The sequence below is a fragment of the Bradyrhizobium sp. CCBAU 53340 genome, from assembly GCF_015291645.1.
In the GTDB taxonomy this organism is placed as follows: domain Bacteria; phylum Pseudomonadota; class Alphaproteobacteria; order Rhizobiales; family Xanthobacteraceae; genus Bradyrhizobium.
Genome location: NZ_CP030055.1, coordinates 6279592 through 6299695, shown reverse-complemented (window position 1 = coordinate 6299695; position 20104 = coordinate 6279592). Strand labels below are relative to the sequence as shown.

Here is a 20104-nt window from a genome sequence, read left to right as displayed (position 1 = left end):
TCCCACAAGGGAGAGGGTAAGAGCCATCGTCACAATTTCGTCGCCGAGCGCGACAGCAGCTTCCACTCGTCGCCCTGCTTCTGCCAGTTCATCAGGATGTGAAGGCTGTTTGCCACTTTCTTTCCGTCGGTCATCATCTCGGCCATCCAGTGGAAGCGTACGATCGCGGCAGGGCCGACGATCTTGATGGTCGGATCCTTGTACGCGATCGACAGGAATGTCGTCTTGCCGTCTGTGGCATTGGCGACGAAGGCCGCTTTGTCCTCGAGGAAGCCGTTGGAATGGCTGTAGCTCAGATCGTCCGCGCACAGCGCGCTGAGCGCCTTTGGATCGGCTGCGATCTGGGCGAGGCGAAAGGCCTCGACTTTTTCTGCCATCGCTTTCTCGTCTGCCGGGGCCACATGATCGCGATTAAGTGTCATCATATCCTCCGTTCTTGATCTTGCGTCTACTGTTGCAGCCGCATTCGAGTTTGTCGAGCGTCAGGTCGCCACCTCCACAATGCGCGACATTGCGCCAGCCGGCGCAAATTGATACGCCTCGCGTATCGCTGCGCCGCGCGCGAGAGGAATCACGAAATGATGCAGGCACTGGGCAAAGCATTGCTGTTCGACATCGACGGCACGCTCGCCAACACCGACCCGCTGCACCTGAAGGCGTTCAACCAGGTGCTCGGTCCCCGCGGTCACGTCTTCGACCACGCGCGCTTCTCCAGGGAACTGCAAGGCTTTGCCAATTTGTCGATCGGCGAGCGCTTCCTGCCTGACGAGACATTGGAACGCCGCGCCGAGATCCTCGGTGAGAAAGAAGAAGTGTTCCGAACGCTGGTGGCGGGGCAGATCGAACCGCTGCCCGGCCTGATGGCGCTGCTCGACCGTGCGGATGGCGCCGGCATTCCCATGGTCGCCGTGACCAACGCGCCGCGTCTCAATGCCGAGCTGCTGCTGTCCGGCCTCGGCATCACGCACCGCTTCAAGGCCCTCGTGATCGGCGACGAACTGCCGCACGGCAAGCCGCATCCGCTGCCCTACCAGGAGGGGTTGCGCTTCGTCGGCGCCGGCGCAGCCGCCTCGATTGCCTTTGAAGATTCCCGCTCCGGCGTGCGGTCGGCGACCGCCGCTGGTATCGCGACGATCGGCATCCGGACCAGCCTCAGCGATGCTGACCTGGTTGGAGCAGGGGCGGTCGCTTCCGCCAGCGCCTTCGACGATCCCGAGCTGCTCGCGCGGCTCGCGCGCGCCTTGAATTGGTAAGAGATGACTTGGTAGAAACGGCGTGGGGAGGGTTTCATCCATTAACCGTGATCGGCGCGCGCATTGACCGCGCGGACGAGAAGCCGCACCATGCATCATTCTAATTTGAGGCCATTGCCGTGACCGGATTGACCCATCGCCAAGCTGAAATCCTCAACATTGCCCGCGCCTCGGGCCGCGTCATGGTCGAGGAGCTGGCGCGCCGCTTCGAAGTCTCGGCGCAGACCATCCGCAAGGACCTCAACGATCTCTGCGAACGACGTTCGCTCACCCGCATCCACGGCGGCGCGATCATCGCCTCCGGCGTCGAAAACCTCGCCTACGAGGCGCGCCGTTTCGTCGCCGCCGACGAGAAGAAGGCGATTGGAGCCGCCGCCGCCTCGCTGATCCCGAACGGCTGCTCGCTCTTCATCAACATCGGCACCACGACGGAGGAGGTCGCGAGCGCGCTGACCTCGCATGAAGACCTGCTGGTCATCACCAACAATCTCAACGTTGCCATGCTGCTCTATCGCCATCCCCGGATCGAGGTGGTGGTCGCCGGCGGCACGGTGCGACGTGCAGACGGCGCCGTGGTCGGTTCGACCGCGACGCAGCTGATCGGCCAGTTCAAGGTCGACTACGCCATCATCGGCGCCTCCGCGATCGACGAGGAGGGCGCACTGCTCGATTTCGATTATCGCGAGGTGCAGGTGGCACAAGCCATCATCGCCAATGCCCGCAGCGTCATGCTGGTGGCCGATTCCACAAAACTTCGCCGCAGCGCGCCGGTCCGGATCGCGCATATGACCCAGATCCAGACCTTCGTGACCGACCAGGAGCTGCCCGAGCGCCTCGCCACCATCTGCCACAGCAAGGGCATTGAAGTGGTGGAGGCGATGCCGAAGGGGGCTGACGTCGACGAGACTCCGGCCGATGTGCAGGACGCCGCGCCTGAAGCAGCCCCGGTGGTGCGGCTGCGGTAGGGGCTTACGCGCCGTCCCACGGGTTGAGCAGCGGAACGCCCGTCGGTTCGAAATCCTTCACGTTACGCGTGACAACCGTCAAGCCGTGAACGAGCGCGGTCGCTGCGATGAGAGCGTCCCGTTCAGCTCGCGGATTAGGAACGTGAAGTTGCGCGCAACGCTGCGCCACAGCCGTGTCGATGGCCAGGATGCGGCCCTCGAAGCGCGCCAAGACTTGAGCGTCGATCCAAGTGCGCAAGATGGCGCCTTGTGCCGCGTCCTTGCGCTCGACCAAGCGCGCGCCAAGCTTGATCTCGAGAACCGAGATGACGGACATGAAGAAATTCGCAGCAGGAACTGCATTGGCCCAGGCGACGATATTGCGATCGGCCTTATCCGGTCGCCGAAGCTCTGAAATGACATTGGTGTCGAGCAGAAACATCAATCGAGGTCGGCGGGTTTGAACACGCCGCCGGATATGCGAGACGGATCAAAATCAAAGTCCGCACTCGTTTGCGCCAAGGCCTCGGCAAGACTCATATGTCCGCCGCTCAGACGTAGATAATCCTCGATCGTCAGCAGCACATGGGCCGGACGACCGCGATCCGTAATGAAGACAGGTCCTTGCGATGCAGCTTTCTTGGCGCCGCCGGTGTCCTGATTGAATTCTCGGCTGGTGAGGGTGGTTACCATCGTCATCGCTCCCGGGTGCGGCGCCCTTGAAAAGTATATGTAGCTATGTTGCTACCATTCAAGCCAGGGGGCGAGCGTGCCGGTCAATCGTGCCCAATGCCTCGGAAATCGCCCATCTGCTTGCTGATTTCCGCGCCACCTTGATGGAGAAAAAGTTCCGCTTTCGCTTCCTTTCGTCTCTCTTTCATCTTGCTTTCGTTTTTCGGTGTGATCTAATCAAAAACGAAAGTAGGCGCTCGACTGAACGGGCGCTCGCCGGGGGATGCGTCTGTTGGAGCGTATTTTCGACCTCGCCATCATTGGAGGCGGTGTTAACGGTTGCGGCATCGCGCGCGATGCTGTGGGCCGCGGCAACACGGTTTTCCTGTGCGAAATGAACGATCTGGCGAGCGGGACGTCGTCCTGGTCGACCAAGCTGGTCCATGGCGGCCTGCGCTATCTCGAATATTACGAGTTCCGCCTGGTCCGCGAGGCCCTGATCGAGCGTGAGATCCTCTGGGGCATCGCGCCCCACATCATCCGTCCCCTGCGTTTCGTTTTGCCGCATCACGCCGGCCTGCGCCCGGCCTGGCTGCTGCGCCTCGGCCTCTTCCTCTACGATCACATCGGCGGCCGTCATCTGTTGCCGGCGACGCGCTCCGTCGATTTGCGGCGCGACGAGGTCGGCCGTCCGTTGATCCCGAATCGCTACAGCCGCGCGTTCGAATATTCCGACTGTTTCGTCGATGACGCCCGCCTGGTCGTGCTCAATGCGCGTGATGCGGCCGACAAGGGTGCCGAGATCCGCACTCGCACCCGCGCGACGGACATCACGCAGTCCGATGGTGTCTGGACCGTCAGCATGATCGACACGCTGACCGGCGCGCGCTCGCAGATTCAGGCCCGTGCGCTGGTCAATGCCGGCGGCCCCTGGGTCGAGGACGTGCTCGGGCGCGGTGCCGGCGTCAACGCCAAGGCAAAGGTGCGGCTGGTGCAGGGCTCGCACATCGTGGTCAAGAAGCTCTACGATCACGATCGCGCCTACATGTTCCAGAACGCCGACGGCCGCATCATCTTCGTCATCCCCTATCAGGATGATTTCACGCTGATCGGCACCACCGACCGCGACTATGACGGCGATCCTTCCAAGGTGAAGGCGACGGCCGAGGAGATCCAATATCTCTGTGCGGCCGCTAGCGAATATCTCGCCAAGCCGGTGACATCAGAGGACGTGGTCTGGACCTATTCCGGCGTGCGGCCGCTCTATGACGACGGCGCCAGCGAAGCCAAGGCCGCGACCCGCGATTATGTTTTCGAACTCGACACCCCCGGCGGGGTGCCGCTGCTCTCGATCTATGGCGGCAAGATCACGACCTATCGCCGGCTCGCCGAAGAGGCGCTGGAACGGCTCGCACCTTATCTTCGCAGCGCGAAGGCGCGCGAAGGCTGGACCGGCAAATGGCCGCTGCCCGGTGGCGACATGGATGTGTCGGCCGTCGATGGTTTGATCGCCGAACTCCAGCGCGGCTATCCTTTCCTGACCCATGAGCATGCGCGGCGCCTCGCGCGCGCCTATGGCACCCGTGCCATCAAGCTGCTCGGTGACGCAAAGTCGGCCGCCGATCTCGGCCAGGCCTTTGGCGCAACTCTGACCGAACGTGAGGTTCGCTATCTGATGACCAACGAATGGGCGGTGACCGCTGAGGATATCGTCTGGCGCCGCTCCAAGCTCGGTCTGCGACTATCTGCCGGTGAAATTGCCGCCCTGGACGACTGGATCAGCACCCACGCCGTGTCGCAAAGTCCGCTGCTGGAAGCAGGAGGACGCTCATGAGCGTGACACTCGATCACGTGACCCGGACCGTCGAGGGTGTCGAGCACATCCGCGATGTCTCGCTGACGCTCGAGAGCGGCACGCTCAACGTGCTGCTCGGGCCGACGCTGTCGGGCAAGACCTCGATCATGCGGCTGCTCGCCGGCCTCGACAAGCCGACCACCGGCAAGCTGCTGGTCAACGGCAAGGACGTCACCGGCGCCGACGTGCGCCAGCGATCGGTCGCGATGGTCTATCAGCAGTTCATCAACTACCCCTCGCTCACGGTCTACGAGAACATCGCCTCGCCCCTGCGCGTGCAGGGCAAGCCGCGCGAGGAGATCGAGGCGCGCGTGGCGCAAGCCGCAAAATTGCTGCGGCTCGAGCCGTTCCTGAAGCGCACGCCGCTCCAGCTCTCCGGTGGCCAGCAGCAGCGCACCGCGATCGCGCGCGCCCTGGTCAAGGACGCCGACCTCGTGCTGCTCGACGAGCCACTTGCCAATCTCGACTACAAGCTGCGCGAGGAGCTGCGCGCCGAGTTGCCGCGCATCTTCGAGGCATCAGGCGCGATCTTCGTCTATGCCACGACAGAGCCGACCGAGGCGCTGCTGCTCGGCGGCAACACGGTCTGCATGTGGGAGGGGCAGGCGCTCCAGATGGGCGAGACCGCCAACGTCTACCGCCGGCCGCAGACGCTGCGTGTTGCCCAGGTCTTCTCCGATCCGCCGCTCAACCTGGTCGGCATCGAGAAGAAGAACGGGCAGGTCGCCTATGCCGGTGGCGCGGCTGCACCCGCTTCTGGCCTCTATTCCTCACTCGCCGACGGCGCCTATCGCGTCGGTTTTCGCGCGCATCAGCTCGGTCTCGCCAACGGCCAGGCCGACCGTCATGCCTTCCATGCCACGGTCACGGTGACCGAGATCACCGGTTCGGAGAGTTTCGTGCATTTGACCCGCGACGGATCGAACTGGGTTGCGGTGCTGCACGGTGTGCATGAGTTCGAGCCGGGCCAGACGCTGGATGCCGTGCTCGATCCCAATGATGTCTTCGTCTTCGATGCGGCTGACCGTCTGGTCGCCGCGCCGAGCTCGTAAAGGGGAAATGCGATATGGCCCGCATTGACCTCGTCGATCTCGCCCATTCCTACGGCGGCAATGATGCGCCCCAGGAAACCTTTGCGCTGAAGCCCGTGACCATGACCTGGCGGCAGGGCGGCGCCTATGCGCTGCTCGGCCCAAGCGGCTGCGGTAAGACCACGCTGCTCAACGTCATCTCGGGCATCATCACGCCGTCGCGTGGGAAGATCATGTTCGACGGGGTGGACATCACACCGCTGTCAACCCAGAAGCGCAACATCGCCCAGGTGTTCCAGTTTCCGGTGATCTACGACACCATGACGGTGGGGCAGAACCTGGCGTTTCCGTTGAAGAACCGCGGCATGCCGAAGGCCGAGATCGACAAGCGCGTCGCCGAGATCGGCCGCCTGCTCGACCTCGAGCCCTATCTGAACCGCAAGGCGACGCGGCTCACGGCCGATGCCAAGCAGAAGATCTCGCTCGGCCGCGGCTTGGTCCGCTCCGACGTCGCCGCCGTGCTGTTCGACGAGCCGCTGACGGTGATCGACCCTGAATTGAAATGGCAGCTCCGTTCCAAGCTGAAGGCGCTGCATCGCGAACTCGACCTCACGATGATCTACGTCACCCACGACCAGACCGAGGCGCTGACCTTCGCCGACACCGTCGTCGTCATGCACGATGGCCGGGTGGTGCAGAGCGGCACGCCGGCCGAGCTGTTCGACAAGCCCGCCCACACCTTCGTCGGTTATTTCATCGGCTCGCCCGGCATGAATATCCTGCCGGCCGACGTGAAGGGGCGCGAGGCGCGGATTGGCGGCCATGTCATTGGGCTCAACCGCGCTTACGACAACCTTCCGGCCAACGCCAAGATCGAGATCGGCGTGCGCCCGGAATTCGTCGAGGTCGTCGCGCCCGGACCCGGCCTGCTCACCGCCAAGATCGAGCGCATCGACGATCTCGGCCGCATCCGCTTTGCGCGTGCGCGGCTCGGCGAGGCCAAGCTCGCGGCGCGCGCGCCCGCAGGCTTTACCGGCGCCGACGGCAACGCCGGTCTGAAATTCGATCCGGCACACATCCACGTCTATGCCGACAGCCTTCTGGTGGAAGGAGCCGCCTGATGGACAAGACCGTCAATCAAAAAGCCTGGCTCCTGGTGCTGCCGGTGTTCCTGGTCGTCGCCTTCTCGGCAGTGCTGCCGCTGATGACGGTGGTGAACTATTCGATGCAGGACACCTTCGGCAACAACCAGTTCTTCTGGAACGGCGTCGGCTGGTTCAAGGAATTGCTCGATCCCTCGACCGATCTCGGCAGCCGCTTCCTGGCCTCGCTCGGCCGCAATCTGTTCTTCTCGCTGGTGATCCTTGCAATCGAGGTGCCGCTCGGCATCGTCGTCGCGCTGTCGATGCCGCGGCAGGGCTGGACAGTCGCCGCCTGTCTCGTCACCCTCGCGCTGCCGCTGCTGATTCCGTGGAACGTGGTCGGCACGATCTGGCAGATCTTCGGCCGGCCCGACATCGGCCTGCTCGGCTATGTCCTCAACCACATCGGGCTCGACTATAACTACGTCTCCAACGACATCGACGCCTGGGTCACCGTCATCGTGATGGACGTCTGGCACTGGACCAGCCTCGTCGCACTGCTCTGCTATGCCGGCCTGAAGTCGATCCCCGAGGCCTATTACCAGGCCGCCCAGATCGACGGCGCCTCGCGCTGGGCCGTGTTCAAGGCGATCCAGCTGCCGAAGATGAACCGCGTGCTCTTGATCGCGGTGCTGCTGCGCTTCATGGACAGTTTCATGATCTATACCGAGCCGTTCGTCGTCACCGGCGGCGGGCCCGGCAACTCGACCACCTTCGTGTCGATCGAGCTCGTCAAGATCGCGCTCGGCCAGTTCGACCTCGGCAAGGCCGCCGCGCTTTCGCTGGTCTACAACCTGATCATCCTGATCGTCTGCTGGATCTTCTACACCGTCATGACCAATGCAGGCGTCGAGCGTAAGGCACAGACGGAGAAGGAGCCGGCGGCGGAGCCCAAGCCTGCAGGCGTGCTCCAGCCCGCGCCCGCGCTCAAGCCGAAGGAAGGAGTGGCCTGATGCATTCGATCCCCGGCCGCCGCCTCGTCATGGGGCTGTTCCTGATCTTCCTGCTGTTGCCGATCTACTGGCTCGTCAACATGAGCTTCAAGACCAACGGCGAGATCGTCTCGACGATGACCCTGTGGCCGCATGCGCCGACGTTGCAGCACTACAAGCGCATCTTCACCGACGAGAGCTGGTACTCCGGCTACATCAACTCGCTGGAATACGTCGTTATCAACACCCTGATCTCGATCTCGGTGGCGTTGCCTGCGGCCTACGCATTCTCGCGCTATCGCTTTCTCGGCGACAAGCATCTGTTCTTCTGGCTGCTGTCGAACCGCATGGCGCCGGCGGCGGTCTATGCGCTGCCGTTCTTCAACCTCTATTCGGCGATCGGCCTGTTCGATACGCCCTGGGCGGTCGCGCTGGCGCACTGCATCTTCAACGTGCCGCTGGCGGTGTGGATCCTGGAAGGCTTCGTCTCCGGCGTGCCACGCGAAATCGACGAGACCGCCTTCCTCGACGGCTATTCCTTCCCGCGCTTCTTCGTCCGGATCCTGGTGCCGCTGATTGCAAGCGGTATCGGCGTCGCCGCCTTCTTCTGCTTCATGTTCTCGTGGGTCGAATTGCTGCTGGCGCGCACGCTGACATCGGTCAACGCCAAGCCGATTGCCGCAGTGATGACGCGCACGGTATCGGCGGCCGGCATGGATTGGGGCCTGCTGGCGGCGGCCGGGGTGCTCACCATCATTCCGGGCGCGCTCGTGATCTGGTTCGTCCGCAACTACATTGCGCGCGGCTTCGCGCTCGGCCGGGTGTAAGGGGGCAACGATGGAATCCATTGCATGGATGGCCTGGACGCTGCCGACCGCGATCTTCTTTGCGGCGCTGGCTTGCACCCTGGCCGTGATGACCTGGCTCGCCGCCACCTATCCCGAGGCCGAGCGTGTCGGGATTCTGCGCATCCCGACGACGCGCGGCGACCGGCTGTTCATCTCGCTGATCGTGGCCGCCGTGATCCACCTGGTGTGGATCGGTCTGGTCGGCACTGACCCGATCGCGACGATTCCGATCGGAGAGGAGGGGTTTGAGATTACGAGCCTGTGGCTCGCAACCGTGATTTCGCTTGTCTCAGGCGCGGTGATTTTTCGCACCGTCTGAGCCAGGCGAGAAAGAGCAGATCCGGGGTCTACCCGGGCCTGGATTTTAGTTTGTCGCTGCAACCGGAGGAAATTAGATGCGACACTTGCGAACGACCAAGGACAGTCTTCTGACCATGACCAGCGCGGTCGCGCTGATTGCGGCCTCAGTGACGATCGCCGCGCCGGCGCGCGCGGACGAAGCCGCCGCCAAGAAGTGGATCGACAGCGAATTCCAGCCGTCGACCCTGTCGAAGGACGACGCACTGAAGGAAATGCAGTGGTTCATCAAGGCCGCTGAACCCTTCAAGGGCATGGAGATCAACGTCGTCTCCGAGACGCTGACCACCCACGAATATGAATCCCGTACGCTCGCCAAGGCGTTCGAGGAAATCACCGGCATCAAGGTCAAGCACGACATCATCCAGGAAGGTGACGTCGTCGAAAAGATCCAGACCCAGATGCAGTCCGGCAAGAACGTCTATGACGGCTGGATCAACGACTCCGACTTCATCGGAACGCACTTCCGCTATGGCCAGGCCGTCGACCTGACCGACTGGATGGCGAAGGACGGTAAGGACGTCACCGACCCGATGCTTGACGTCAACGACTTCATCGGTAAGTCGTTCACGACCGCGCCGAACGGTCACCTCTATCAGCTGCCCGACCAGCAGTTCGCCAACCTCTACTGGTTCCGGTACGACTGGTTCACCAACCCCGACTACAAGGCCAAGTTCAAGGCCAAGTATGGCTACGATCTCGGCGTTCCCGTGAACTGGTCGGCCTACGAGGATATCGCTGAGTTCTTCACCAACGATATCAAGGAAATCAACGGCACCCGTGTCTATGGTCACATGGATTACGGCAAGAAGGATCCGTCGCTCGGTTGGCGTTTCACCGACGCCTGGCTGTCGATGGCCGGCAACGGCGACAAGGGCATTCCGAACGGTCTGCCGGTCGACGAATGGGGCATCCGCATGGAAGGCTGCCGTCCCGTCGGCTCGAGCGTCGAGCGCGGCGGCGACGTCAATGGTCCGGCGGCGGTCTACTCGATCGTGAAGTATCTCGACTGGATGAAGAAGTATGCTCCGCCGCAGGCACAGGGCATGACCTTCTCGGAGTCCGGTCCGGTTCCGTCGCAGGGTAACATCGCCCAGCAGATCTTCTGGTACACCGCCTTCACCGCCGACATGGTGAAGCCCGGTCTGCCCGTGATGAACGCGGACGGTACGCCGAAGTGGCGTATGGCTCCGTCGCCTCACGGCTCGTACTGGAAGGACGGCATGAAGCTCGGCTACCAGGACGTGGGATCGGCGACCTTGCTGAAGTCGACCCCGGTCGATCGCCGCAAGGCGGCTTGGCTCTATCTCCAGTTCATCGTCTCCAAGACGGTCAGCTTGAAGAAGAGCCATGTCGGTCTGACCTTCATCCGTGAATCCGACATCTGGGACAAGTCCTTCACGGAACGCGCGCCGAAGCTCGGCGGTCTGATCGAGTTCTACCGCTCGCCCGCGCGCGTGCAGTGGACCCCGACCGGCAACAACGTGCCTGACTATCCGAAGCTTGCTCAGCTCTGGTGGCAGAACATCGGCGATGCGTCGTCCGGTGCGAAGACGCCGCAGGCGGCGATGGATGCGCTGGCAGCCGCTCAGGACTCGGTCATGGAGCGTCTCGAGAAGTCGGGCGTGCAGGGTGCCTGCGGTCCGAAGCTCAACCCGAAGAAGACGGCCGAATTCTGGTACGACAAGTCGGCCAAGGACGGCAACATCGCTCCCCAGCGCAAGCTGGCGAACGAGAAGCCGAAGGGCGAAACCGTCGACTACGACACGCTGATCAAGTCGTGGCCGGCGTCGCCGCCGAAGCGCGCCGAAGCGAAGTAATTCGCGAGACATCATGATGGGCGGGCTCGTCCCGTCCGTTCATGAGAGCAGGAGGCCGGGAGCAATCCCGGCCTTTTGTCTTATTGGCTATTGCCTTATCGGCGGCGGTGATCTGAATTGGCCAAAATCCGGTTCTGAATGACTCGGATCCAGACGCGAGACTTCGCCATGCGCATGATTTTCCGTTGCGATCCAAAGCTGGCCGGTCATCTGCTGCGGCCGTTTCCCGCACGCAGCGCCCTGCCAGACTGGCTGCGGGCCATGCCGGCGACGGCGCATTCGGACATCCACGGCCGGGACATCCGCACGGTCAAGCAATGCCCGCCCTTCGTCGATGCGATGGCCTACGGTGTCATGATTCCGCTGCCGTGCGACATCAGGATCGAGGCCGGCGAATTTTCGTGGGATTGGGAGGTCCCCGAGCCTGAAACGGCGGGGCATCCGCGTGCGCCTCTGAGCTTCCATCCCGCCGCGCAGTTTGCTGCTGCGCCTTTCGCGAACGGACGCTCCGCTATCAAGTTCAACAGCTTCTGGACCATCGAGCTCGAGCCCGGCTGGTCGCTGTTCGCAACGCATCCCGTCAACCGGGATGATCTGCCGTTCCGCCTCGTGTCGGGTCTGGTCGACGCCGACCGCTTCCACGATGGCGGCATCAATTTTCCGGCCGTTTGGATCAAGCCTGAATTCTCTGGTGTCCTGGAAAAGGGCACGCCGATTGCGCAATGCTTTGCCGTTCCGCGGCAGGCGCCCGAGCTGGTGTTCGAGCCCTTCGACGAGGCGCACCGGCAATCCTACGCGAAGGTCGTCGCCGACGTTCTGGCTGCGCCCAATGTCTACCGCAAGCAGTTTCGCGCGAAACGTGGCCGGCTAACGCGCTAGAGCGCGCCGCAGCCCGTCCTCGTCGAGCCATAGACGGCCGTGCGAGGCCGACGTCAGCGCCATTGCGATCGAACCGAACAGCTGTGGACGCAGGCGATAGGCCTGGGCAAAGGCACCCATGGCGGCGTCGACGTCTCCACCCTCCTGCAGGGCAATGCCGAGATTGAGTGCGGCCTCGGCATGATCGGGCTTGATCTCGAGCGCCTTGCGGTAGGCGGTGGCAGCGCCGGCGTGATCGCGCAGATCCTGCCGCGCAACGCCGAGATCGAACCACACCGAAGCCGGTGCGCTCGCTGCGACCGCTTGCGCGAGCAGGTTTGCGGCGGTGGCGGCATCGCCATCCTCCCACGTCAGCCGTCCAAGCCGGGCCGTTGCTTCCTGATGACCAGGGATGACCTTGAGGATCGCCTGCCAGGCGCCGCGCGCCTGGTCTCGCAGTCCGGCCATATCGAGCGTTCGTGCCTTCTCGATGAACATCTCACGCTGCGGGCTGGTCGCGATCGCGGCATCGAGATGTTCGAGCGCGGCGTCGAATTGGCCTTCGCTGCGCGCGATGCGGGCGGCCAGCAGCCGGGTTGGCGCGTTGTTGGGCCGCTTGGCAAGACTGACGTCGATATGCGCATGGGCCGGGGCCAGGACGCCTCTGGAGAACAACACGGCGGCCAGCAGATGATGCAGCACCGGATCGGCAGGCGCGCGTGCAAGGCCTTTTTCGCACAGACGCTGCGCTTCGTCCGGCTTGCCCGCATTGAACGCTTCAGTCGCGCGGCGAACGAGTGTCTCGCTGTCATCCATCGCCGCATTAGAGCAAGGATGCGAGGGCCCAGCAATACGGGGCACCTGTTCGCGGCTGATCGATCAAGCTTGGTTCGTGACGGCGTGCTTGATTCGCTTTTTCCACAATCGAGGGAGCATACCCCTCGCGCTCTTGGTCGCGAGGGTCCTTCGCGGGACATGACGGCGCGCCACCCCGCTTGACTCCCTGTCATGCTGAATTCATGATCAGCATAATGCGATCGAAGTAATCGCATTTCGATTATTTGCGCTAGGGCTAATTGGCTGGCGTCGGTCCGTTCCGGAGGCGGGTGAATGGCATTGATCGAGGCGTTCAGGCAGCTGCTGGGCGACACGGCCGTGCTGACGCGCGAGGAGGATCTCGCGGGCCTGACCGAGGATTGGCGCGGCCGGTTTCGCGCGCCGGCGCTCTGTGCGGTCCTGCCCTCGACCACGGAGCAGGTCGCGGCGATCGTCCGTCTCTGTGTCGCTCATGAAACGCCGGTGCTGCCGCAGGGCGGCAACACCAGCCTGTGCGGCGGCGCGACGCCGTCAGGACAGGGTAAGCCGCCTGTCATCGTCGCGTTGACGCGCATGCGCCGGATCCGCTCGCTCGATCCCGTCAACAACACCATGGTGGTCGATGCCGGCTGCGTGCTGGCAACCATCCAGGAAGCTGCGGCGGCCGCCGGCCGGCTCTATCCGGTCAGCCTCGGCGCGGAAGGCTCGTGCCAGATCGGCGGCAATATCGGCACCAATGCCGGCGGCACCGGCGTGCTGCGTTACGGCAACACGCGCGATAATGTGCTCGGTCTCGAGGTCGTGCTTCCGGACGGCTCGATCTGGGATGGCCTCTACGCGCTGCGCAAGAACAACACCGGCTACGACCTCAAGCATCTCTTTATCGGCTCGGAGGGCACGCTCGGCATCATCACCGGCGCGGTGCTGAAGCTGCATCCGCTGCCGACGGCGGAAGCCGTCGCCTGGCTCGCGGTCGACAGTCCGCATCAGGCGCTCAAGGTGCTCGGCCTGTTCCAGGCGGCCTGCAACTCGCGGCTGTCCGCGTTCGAGCTGATGAATGCGAAGCAGATCGAGCTCGTACTGGAGCAGGTGCCGGGCCGGCGTTGTCCGGTCGCGGAGATCAACACCTGGCACGTGCTTATCGAACTCTCCGACACCGGCGATGCCGCCGCGCTCGCCGCGACGATGCAGACGGTGCTCGAACAGGCGCTGGAGGCTGGGCTCGTCAGCGACGGCGTCGTCGCGTCGAGCGAGGCACAGCGCAAGGCGATGTGGCTTGTGCGTCACAGCGTGTCGGAAGCCAACAAGAAGGCCGGTGTCGGCCTGACGTCGGACACCGCCGTGCCGGTCTCCAACGTGCCTGCTTTCATCGATCAGGCCATGGCGGCGGTGCGCGCGATCGTGCCGGATCTGACATTCGTCATCGTCGGCCACATGGGCGACGGCAACATCCATTTCATCCCCTTCTTCAGCTTTGCCGAATGGGACGCACTGCCGGAGCGCGACGAGACAGCGCAAAGGATCCGCCGCGTCATGAACGATGTCGCCAGTTCCCTGCGCGGCACCTTCAGTGCCGAGCATGGCGTCGGGCGCACGCTGACGGGCGAAATGACCCGCTACAAGCCGCCGGTCGAGCTCGCTCTCATGCGGGCGGTGAAGCAGGCATTCGACCCGTCCGGTCTGTTCAATCCTGGCCGCGTTCTGCCGCCGTCATCGGCGACTGAGGGGGCCCCAACTTCGCCGACCAATCCAACATCGTAGAGAGGGGACTGACATGACCAACGCATCGAAGCTCATCACTTCCCGCCGCCGCCTTCTGCTCGGCGCCGGAGCCGGCGCCGTCGCGCTTGCCGCGCCGTCCGTCTGGTCGCCGTCCCGCGCTGCTGGAAAACGCATCGTCGTGCGCGACGATGGCGGCATCTACACCAAGGCCTATGGTGCGGTGTTCTACCGTCCGTTCACCGAAGCGACCGGAATCGAGGTCGTCGGCGTGCAGGCCAATGCCGAGCCGGTCGCGCAGATCAAGACCATGGTCGACACCAAGAATTATACTTGGGACATGGCCAAGATCTCCTGGCCCGCGATCCAGATCCTGACTACCGGCGGCAAGCCTTATCTCGAGAAGCACGGCCTCGAAGCGGAGCCGGTGGTCAAGTCGCTCCCGGCCGAATACGCTTCGCCCTACGGAGTTGCCACCAACGTTTACACCACGGTGCTGGCCTATCGCACCGACGCCTTCAAGGGACGCAAGGCGCCGCAATCCTGGTCGGATTTCTGGAACGTGACGGACTTCCCTGCACGTCGTTCGGTGCGCAAGCATCCGTTCGACACGATCGAGGAAGCGCTGATGGGTGCAGGCGCGCCGACCGCGCAGGTCTACCCTTGCGATCTCGACAAGGCCTTCGCCTCGCTCGACAAGATCAAGTCCCAGGTCGCGGTGTGGTGGACCAGCGGTGCGCAGGTCGAGCAGATGCTGACCTCGGGCGAGATCGAGATGCTCCCGACCTGGGTGTCGCGCGCGCAGGCCGCGCAGGCAGCGGGTGCGCCCGTCGAGATCGTCTGGAACCAGGGTATCTGGGGCGCCGACAATTGGTCGATCCTGTCAGGCACGCCGAACGCCGATGCCTGCCGCGAGTTCATCAAGTTCGCCTCCGATCCGAAGCGGCAGGCGGCGCTCGTCGAATTCTTCCCGGCCGGCCTCACGCAGCCGGAGGCCTTCAACTACGTCAAGCCGGAGGTCGCCAAGAACTGCCCGACCTATCCTGATAACATCAAGGCCGGGCTGAAGATCGATGCGAAGTACTGGTACGACAACCAGGCCGCCGTCATCGAGCGCTTCAACAGCTGGATCCTGGCTTGAGCGGCTCGACCGGATCGGAGCGGCCCATGGTCTCGTCGAGCCTGCGCATTCGTGAGCTGTGCAAGCGCTATGGCGATTTCGTCGCGCTTGCGCCGACCAGCCTCGACGTCGCCAAGGGCGAATTCCTCACCCTGCTTGGCCCGTCCGGATCGGGCAAGACAACGCTGCTCAGCCTGATCGCGGGTCTCGCCCATCCCGACGAGGGACAGATCCTGATCGACGACACCGACGTCACGCATAGCGCCGCCTATGACCGCGACATCGGTGTCGTGTTCCAGAACTACGCGCTGTTTCCTCACATGACGATCGAGGACAACATCGCGTTTCCCCTCAAGATGCGGAAAGTCTCCGATACCGAGGCGCGCCGCCGCACAGCGGAGGCGCTGGAGACGGTGCGCCTGCCGCATGTCGCAAAGCGCTATCCGCGCGAATTGTCCGGCGGTCAGCAGCAGCGCATCGCGCTGGCGCGCTGCATCGTCTATCGCCCCGCCATCATCCTGATGGACGAGCCGCTGGGCGCGCTCGACAAGAAGCTGCGTGACCAGATGCAGCTCGAGATCAAGCGCATCCATCGCGAGCTCGGCACCACGATCGTCTACGTCACCCATGACCAGGAAGAGGCGATGACCATGTCGGATCGCATCTGCCTGATGAATGCGGGCGCGATCGAGCAGCTCGGCACGCCGCAGGATCTCTATTTCCGGCCGCGCTCGGTGTTCGTTGCCGACTTCCTCGGCGAGTCCAATCTGCTCAGCGCCACGGTGCACAGCGTCGATGGCGAGGAGCTCGACATCGTCCTCACCGAGCAGCTCGCGTCCTCGCGCGCGGTCGGCAATGGTTCTCGTTTCGCCGCCGGCGAGCCGGTCAAGGTCATGGTGCGCCCGCAGAACCTCGTGGTCGGCGAGGGCGGCCAGCTGTCCGGCCGGCTTACCGACGTGATGATCAGCGGCAGCCTGACGCGGCTCTATATCGCGCCGGAGACCGCGGGCCTGCCGCAGCTCGTGGCTGCGCATCCGACCCGCAGCGGATCTGCGCCTTACGAGATCGGTCAGCGCCTGTCGCTCGGGTGGCACGCGGCGGATGCCGTCGCCATTCATGACGGGAGGGGGATCTGAGCTTGGCCGGCATGCGCGCGATATCGCAGAGGCTGGCCTGGACGCGGGTCGCGATGGGCGCGCCGCTGGTGCTGCTGCTCGTGCTGTTCCTGATCTATCCCGTCGGCCAGCTGCTGCTGCTCAGCGTCTATGGCGACAATGGCTTCACGCTGGCGCCATATCGCCAGCTCTTTGCTTCAACGGTCTATCTCGACGTTCTCCTGATCACGCTGAAGATCTCGCTGGCCACCACGCTGGTCTGCGTCGTCGCAGGGTATCCGATTGCCTATCTGATCTCGGTCGTCGGCAAGGAGCGCAAGGCGACGCTGCTGTTCTGGGTGCTGCTGTCGTTCTGGACCAGCTTTCTCGTTCGCGCCTTCGCCTGGATCGTACTGCTCGGCCGGAACGGCGTCATCAACAAGCTGCTGCTCTCGCTCGGCATCATCTCGAGCCCTGCGAGCCTGCTCTACAATTTCGGCAGCGTCCTCGTCGGCATGGTCAATGCGCTGCTGCCGCTTGCCGTGCTGACCATGCTCTCGGTGATGGAGAATATCGACCGCAATTTGCCGCGCGCCGCCGCCACGCTCGGGGCGCGTCCGGGCATGGCGTTCTGGAAGATCTATTTTCCGCTGTCGCTGCCCGGCGTTGCCGCTGCCGGAATCATGGTGTTCGTCACCGCGATCGGCTTCTTCATCGTTCCTGCGCTGCTCGGCGGACGCCGCGAGACTATGATCACGCAGCTCATCATCGACCAGGTCCAGCAGACCATGAACTGGGGCTTCGCCGGTGCGATCTCGGTGCTGCTGCTGGTCGTCGTCCTCGTCGTCTTTGCCGCCTATGACCGGTTGCTCGGCCTGTCGACCATGACCGGCGCATCCGCAGCCCGCACTGCAAAGCCGTCGCGTTTGTCAGGACCGGTCACGAAGATGGGCGATGCGCTGCTCACGTTGCTCGGCGCCATCTCGGACCGGATCATTCTGCTGTGGCCGTCGCGCCGCCGCGACCGCAACCCTGACAAGGCTGGCCTCGGCTTGCAGGCCTTCGTCTGGACCATGCTGCTCATCATCAGCGCCCCGACGATTCTGATGATTCCGTTGTCATTCGGCACCGGCGGCCTGAACTGGCCCCCGCAGGGCTTTACTCTGCACTGGTACGAGACGGTGCTGAACTCGCCGGTCTGGACCCAGGCCCTGCTGCGCTCTCTTCTGGTCGGCATCGGCACCGGCCTGCTCGCCATGCTGATCGGCACGCCGGCCGCGTTCCTGCTGGTGCGAAGCGATATCAGCGGCAAGGCGGCGTGGCTCGCCTTCATCCTGTCGCCGATCGTGGTGCCGCGCATGATCATCGCGGTCGGCCTGTTCTACGTCTTCGCGCGCATCGGCCTCGTCGGCAGCGCCGTCGGCCTCGTTCTCGGCCACACCGTCGTCGCCGTGCCTTACGTGGTCATGACCATGATGGCCGTGCTGCGCAATTACGACACGCGGCTCGATCAGGCCGCGCAGAGCCTTGGAGCGCGCCCGTTCGCGATGCTGCGCTTCGTTACCTTCCCGATCCTCGGCGCCGGCATGATGTCGTCGTTCCTGTTTGCGTTCGCGACCTCGTTCGACGAATTGACCATCGCGCTGTTCGCCACCGGCGGTCTCAACGCGACGCTGCCGAAACAGTTCTGGGACGAGGTGACGCTTCAGGTCTCACCCACGATCGCCGCCGTCTCGACCTGCCTGTTCGTTTTCATGGGGCTTCTCATCTTCGTCGCCGAACGCCTGCGCCGGCGTGCCGCCGCGAGATAGAAGCGCCGCCGTTCAACCAGAGGTTCTCGCGTCATGCTCACTGCCATCAATCTCCGCGGCCTGTTCCCGGCCGTTCCGACCCCGGTCAAGGCCGACGACACCATCGATGCCGGCGCGGTGTCTTCTATGTTCGACTGGCTCAACAAGCACGGCATCGACGGCGTGGTGCCGCTCGGTGGCACCGGCGAATACGGCGCGCTGGCCAGAGCCGAGCGGATCAAGATGGCTGGCCTGTCGGTGAAGGCGATGGCGGGCAAGGGCCCGGTCATCGCGGGCGTGCTCGACACCGGCTTCCACGATGCCTTGCAGGCGGGCCGTGAATTCGCAGCCGAGGGCGTGGACGGCCTGCTGGTTCTTACGCCATATTATACCAACCCGACTCAGGCGGGCGTTCGCGACTATTTCCTGCGCTATGCCGATGCTTCGCCGGTGCCTGTCCTGATCTACGAGATTCCCTATCGCACCCGGATCGCGATCGAGCCCAGGATCCTGCATGAGCTCTCCAGGCATCCCAACATCATCGGTATGAAGGCGTGCAATCTCGACATGTACCATTTCCTTCAGGTCGTGGCGGGTGTCGACGAGAGCTTTGCGGTGCTGAGCGGCGAGGACAGCCTGTTTCCGCTGCATCTGGCGGCGGGCGCGACTGGCGGCATCGTCGTCACCGCATGTCTTCTGCCGCGCGCCTGGCGCGCGATCTACGAGACGGCTATTGCGGGTCGCACGGCAGAGGCGCTGCGCCTGCACCGGCGCCTGATCCCGTTCATGAACATGGCGTTTGCCGAAACCAATCCGGGGCCGATGAAGGCGGTGATGGAGATGATCGGCGTCGACGCACCGCGCATGCTGGCCCCGCTGGTACAGCCGGCGCCGGCGCTGGTCTCGGCATTCCGTGCTGAGCTGAAGAAGCAGCTGGCGCTCACCGAAAACGTTGGGTGACGAAAGGACGACGACATGGCGCGTAGCGGCCAGGGCGGATCAAGGAAGGCTGTAAAAGCCAAGAGCTCGGATAAATCTCGCGCAGAAAAGCGCATCGAGAAGGGCATCGAACCGGCACGCTCGTCCCTGTTCGTCGGCTCGACCGAGAAGGCGTTCCAGGTTCTGCATGCCTTCGACGGGCCGCGGCGCTACATGACGCTCGCCGATATTGCGCGCGCCGCCGAACTCGACCGTAGCGCCACCCAGCGCCTGGTCTATACGCTGGAGACGCTCGGCTATCTCAAGCGGATCGAGGGCACGCGCAATTACGGCCTCACATCGAAAGTGCTGCAGTTCTCGCACAGCTATCTCAAGGCCAACGAGCTCATCGACAAAGCCTCGCCTTATCTGCTCGACATGAGCCGTAATCTCGGCGAGACCTGCAACCTGCATGAGCTCGACGGCCACGAGGTCGTGTTCGTGGCGCGCTTTCCCGGGCAGCACCTGATCCATATCGATTTCGTGATCGGAAGCCGGCTGCCGGCCTATTTCACGGCCTCCGGCATCGCAATCCTGGCGGCCCTTCCTGAGGCGGAGCAACAGAACCTCTTGAAGCGTACGCGGCTTGAGCCACTTACGCCCTATACGATCACGGATTCCGGTAAGCTCACGGAGCAGGTGCGTCTCGCCGCCAAGCGCGGCTATTCGATCCAGATCAACCAAAGCGTCATGGGCGATATTTCCGTTGCGGCGCCGATCATCGACGAGCACGGGCGGCCTATCGCCGCGGTCAACATCTCCGTGCCTACGACGCGCTGGACCACGGAGCGTGTCGAGGCCGAGCTCGTTCAGCACGTTCACGTCGCCGCAACCTCGATCTCCAAGTCCAAGTTCAAACGCTACGCGGCCTGAAA

General features: G+C 63.7%; 20 protein-coding genes. 16 read left to right on the top strand and 4 right to left on the bottom strand.

Annotated features, from left to right (window positions below):
* Positions 1–29 precede the first annotated feature (29 nt).
* The gene (locus XH89_RS29795; RefSeq protein ID WP_194463915.1) at positions 30–425 is read right to left on the bottom strand and encodes a nuclear transport factor 2 family protein; all 396 of its coding nucleotides are present in this window, start codon (positions 423–425) and stop codon (positions 30–32) included.
* A gap of 153 nt (positions 426–578) precedes the next feature.
* Between XH89_RS29795 and XH89_RS29790 the strand changes: the two genes are divergently transcribed.
* Together XH89_RS29790 and XH89_RS29785 are read left to right on the top strand one after the other, a co-directional pair.
* Entirely contained in the window at positions 579–1253 is a 675-nt protein-coding gene (locus XH89_RS29790; RefSeq protein WP_194463914.1) for an HAD family phosphatase, read from the top strand.
* A gap of 119 nt (positions 1254–1372) precedes the next feature.
* Positions 1373–2218: a DeoR/GlpR family DNA-binding transcription regulator gene (locus tag XH89_RS29785; RefSeq protein WP_194463913.1), complete on the top strand. Its 846-nt coding sequence runs from the start codon at positions 1373–1375 to the stop codon at positions 2216–2218.
* A 4-nt stretch (positions 2219–2222) separates the two neighbouring features.
* On the opposite strand, the gene XH89_RS29780 is transcribed toward XH89_RS29785, so the two are convergent.
* On the bottom strand, positions 2223–2639 hold the full coding sequence (locus XH89_RS29780) for a type II toxin-antitoxin system VapC family toxin (protein WP_194463912.1): 417 nt from the start codon (positions 2637–2639) through the stop codon (positions 2223–2225).
* Positions 2639–2890 carry a type II toxin-antitoxin system prevent-host-death family antitoxin gene (locus XH89_RS29775; RefSeq protein ID WP_194463911.1) on the bottom strand — a complete coding sequence of 84 codons (252 nt, stop codon included), beginning with the start codon at positions 2888–2890 and terminating at the stop codon, positions 2639–2641. Before XH89_RS29775 ends, XH89_RS29780 begins: the two co-directional genes overlap by 1 nt.
* Before the next feature lie 262 nt (positions 2891–3152).
* Here XH89_RS29775 and glpD point away from each other — a divergent pair, with 262 nt between their 5' ends.
* The 8 genes from glpD to XH89_RS29735 all read left to right on the top strand — a co-directional run bounded on the left by glpD (position 3153) and on the right by XH89_RS29735 (position 11733).
* Positions 3153–4703 (top strand): glycerol-3-phosphate dehydrogenase, encoded by a 1551-nt coding sequence (gene glpD / locus XH89_RS29770; protein WP_194463910.1) that lies wholly within the window; start codon positions 3153–3155, stop codon positions 4701–4703.
* The gene (locus XH89_RS29765) at positions 4700–5776 is read left to right on the top strand and encodes an ABC transporter ATP-binding protein (RefSeq protein WP_194463909.1); all 1077 of its coding nucleotides are present in this window, start codon (positions 4700–4702) and stop codon (positions 5774–5776) included. The genes glpD and XH89_RS29765 overlap by 4 nt, the downstream gene beginning before the upstream one ends.
* Positions 5777–5790: 14 nt before the next feature.
* Positions 5791–6876 carry an ABC transporter ATP-binding protein gene (locus tag XH89_RS29760; protein ID WP_194463908.1) on the top strand — a complete coding sequence of 362 codons (1086 nt, stop codon included), beginning with the start codon at positions 5791–5793 and terminating at the stop codon, positions 6874–6876.
* Complete coding sequence (locus tag XH89_RS29755) at positions 6876–7850, top strand: carbohydrate ABC transporter permease (RefSeq protein ID WP_194463907.1); 975 nt, start codon at positions 6876–6878, stop codon at positions 7848–7850. The genes XH89_RS29760 and XH89_RS29755 overlap by 1 nt, the downstream gene beginning before the upstream one ends.
* The gene (locus XH89_RS29750) at positions 7850–8656 is read left to right on the top strand and encodes a carbohydrate ABC transporter permease (RefSeq protein ID WP_194463906.1); all 807 of its coding nucleotides are present in this window, start codon (positions 7850–7852) and stop codon (positions 8654–8656) included. Before XH89_RS29755 ends, XH89_RS29750 begins: the two co-directional genes overlap by 1 nt.
* A gap of 10 nt (positions 8657–8666) precedes the next feature.
* Entirely contained in the window at positions 8667–8996 is a 330-nt protein-coding gene (locus XH89_RS29745; protein WP_194463905.1) for a DUF2160 domain-containing protein, read from the top strand.
* A 76-nt stretch (positions 8997–9072) separates the two neighbouring features.
* The gene (locus XH89_RS29740) at positions 9073–10854 is read left to right on the top strand and encodes an ABC transporter substrate-binding protein (protein ID WP_194463904.1); all 1782 of its coding nucleotides are present in this window, start codon (positions 9073–9075) and stop codon (positions 10852–10854) included.
* Between the two features lie 168 nt (positions 10855–11022).
* Positions 11023–11733: a hypothetical protein gene (locus tag XH89_RS29735; RefSeq protein WP_194463903.1), complete on the top strand. Its 711-nt coding sequence runs from the start codon at positions 11023–11025 to the stop codon at positions 11731–11733.
* On the opposite strand, the gene XH89_RS29730 is transcribed toward XH89_RS29735, so the two are convergent.
* Positions 11722–12528, bottom strand: coding sequence for a lipopolysaccharide assembly protein LapB (locus XH89_RS29730; protein ID WP_194463902.1), 807 nt, complete (start codon positions 12526–12528; stop codon positions 11722–11724). The two genes, XH89_RS29735 and XH89_RS29730, sit on opposite strands and share 12 nt — an antisense overlap.
* 294 nt (positions 12529–12822) lie before the next feature.
* Between XH89_RS29730 and XH89_RS29725 the strand changes: the two genes are divergently transcribed.
* From XH89_RS29725 to XH89_RS29700, 6 genes are read left to right on the top strand one after another with little or no spacing between them, the layout of a single operon-like run.
* On the top strand, positions 12823–14289 hold the full coding sequence (locus XH89_RS29725) for an FAD-binding oxidoreductase (RefSeq protein WP_194463901.1): 1467 nt from the start codon (positions 12823–12825) through the stop codon (positions 14287–14289).
* Between the two features lie 13 nt (positions 14290–14302).
* Positions 14303–15388 (top strand): ABC transporter substrate-binding protein, encoded by a 1086-nt coding sequence (locus XH89_RS29720; RefSeq protein ID WP_194463900.1) that lies wholly within the window; start codon positions 14303–14305, stop codon positions 15386–15388.
* 26 nt (positions 15389–15414) lie between these two features.
* On the top strand, positions 15415–16503 hold the full coding sequence (locus XH89_RS29715) for an ABC transporter ATP-binding protein (RefSeq protein ID WP_194463899.1): 1089 nt from the start codon (positions 15415–15417) through the stop codon (positions 16501–16503).
* An 11-nt stretch (positions 16504–16514) separates the two neighbouring features.
* On the top strand, positions 16515–18272 hold the full coding sequence (locus tag XH89_RS29710; protein ID WP_194468671.1) for an ABC transporter permease subunit: 1758 nt from the start codon (positions 16515–16517) through the stop codon (positions 18270–18272).
* A gap of 33 nt (positions 18273–18305) precedes the next feature.
* Positions 18306–19211 (top strand): 4-hydroxy-tetrahydrodipicolinate synthase, encoded by a 906-nt coding sequence (gene dapA, locus XH89_RS29705; protein ID WP_194463898.1) that lies wholly within the window; start codon positions 18306–18308, stop codon positions 19209–19211.
* A gap of 15 nt (positions 19212–19226) precedes the next feature.
* Positions 19227–20102, top strand: coding sequence for an IclR family transcriptional regulator (locus XH89_RS29700; protein ID WP_194463897.1), 876 nt, complete (start codon positions 19227–19229; stop codon positions 20100–20102).
* Positions 20103–20104 lie beyond the last annotated feature (2 nt).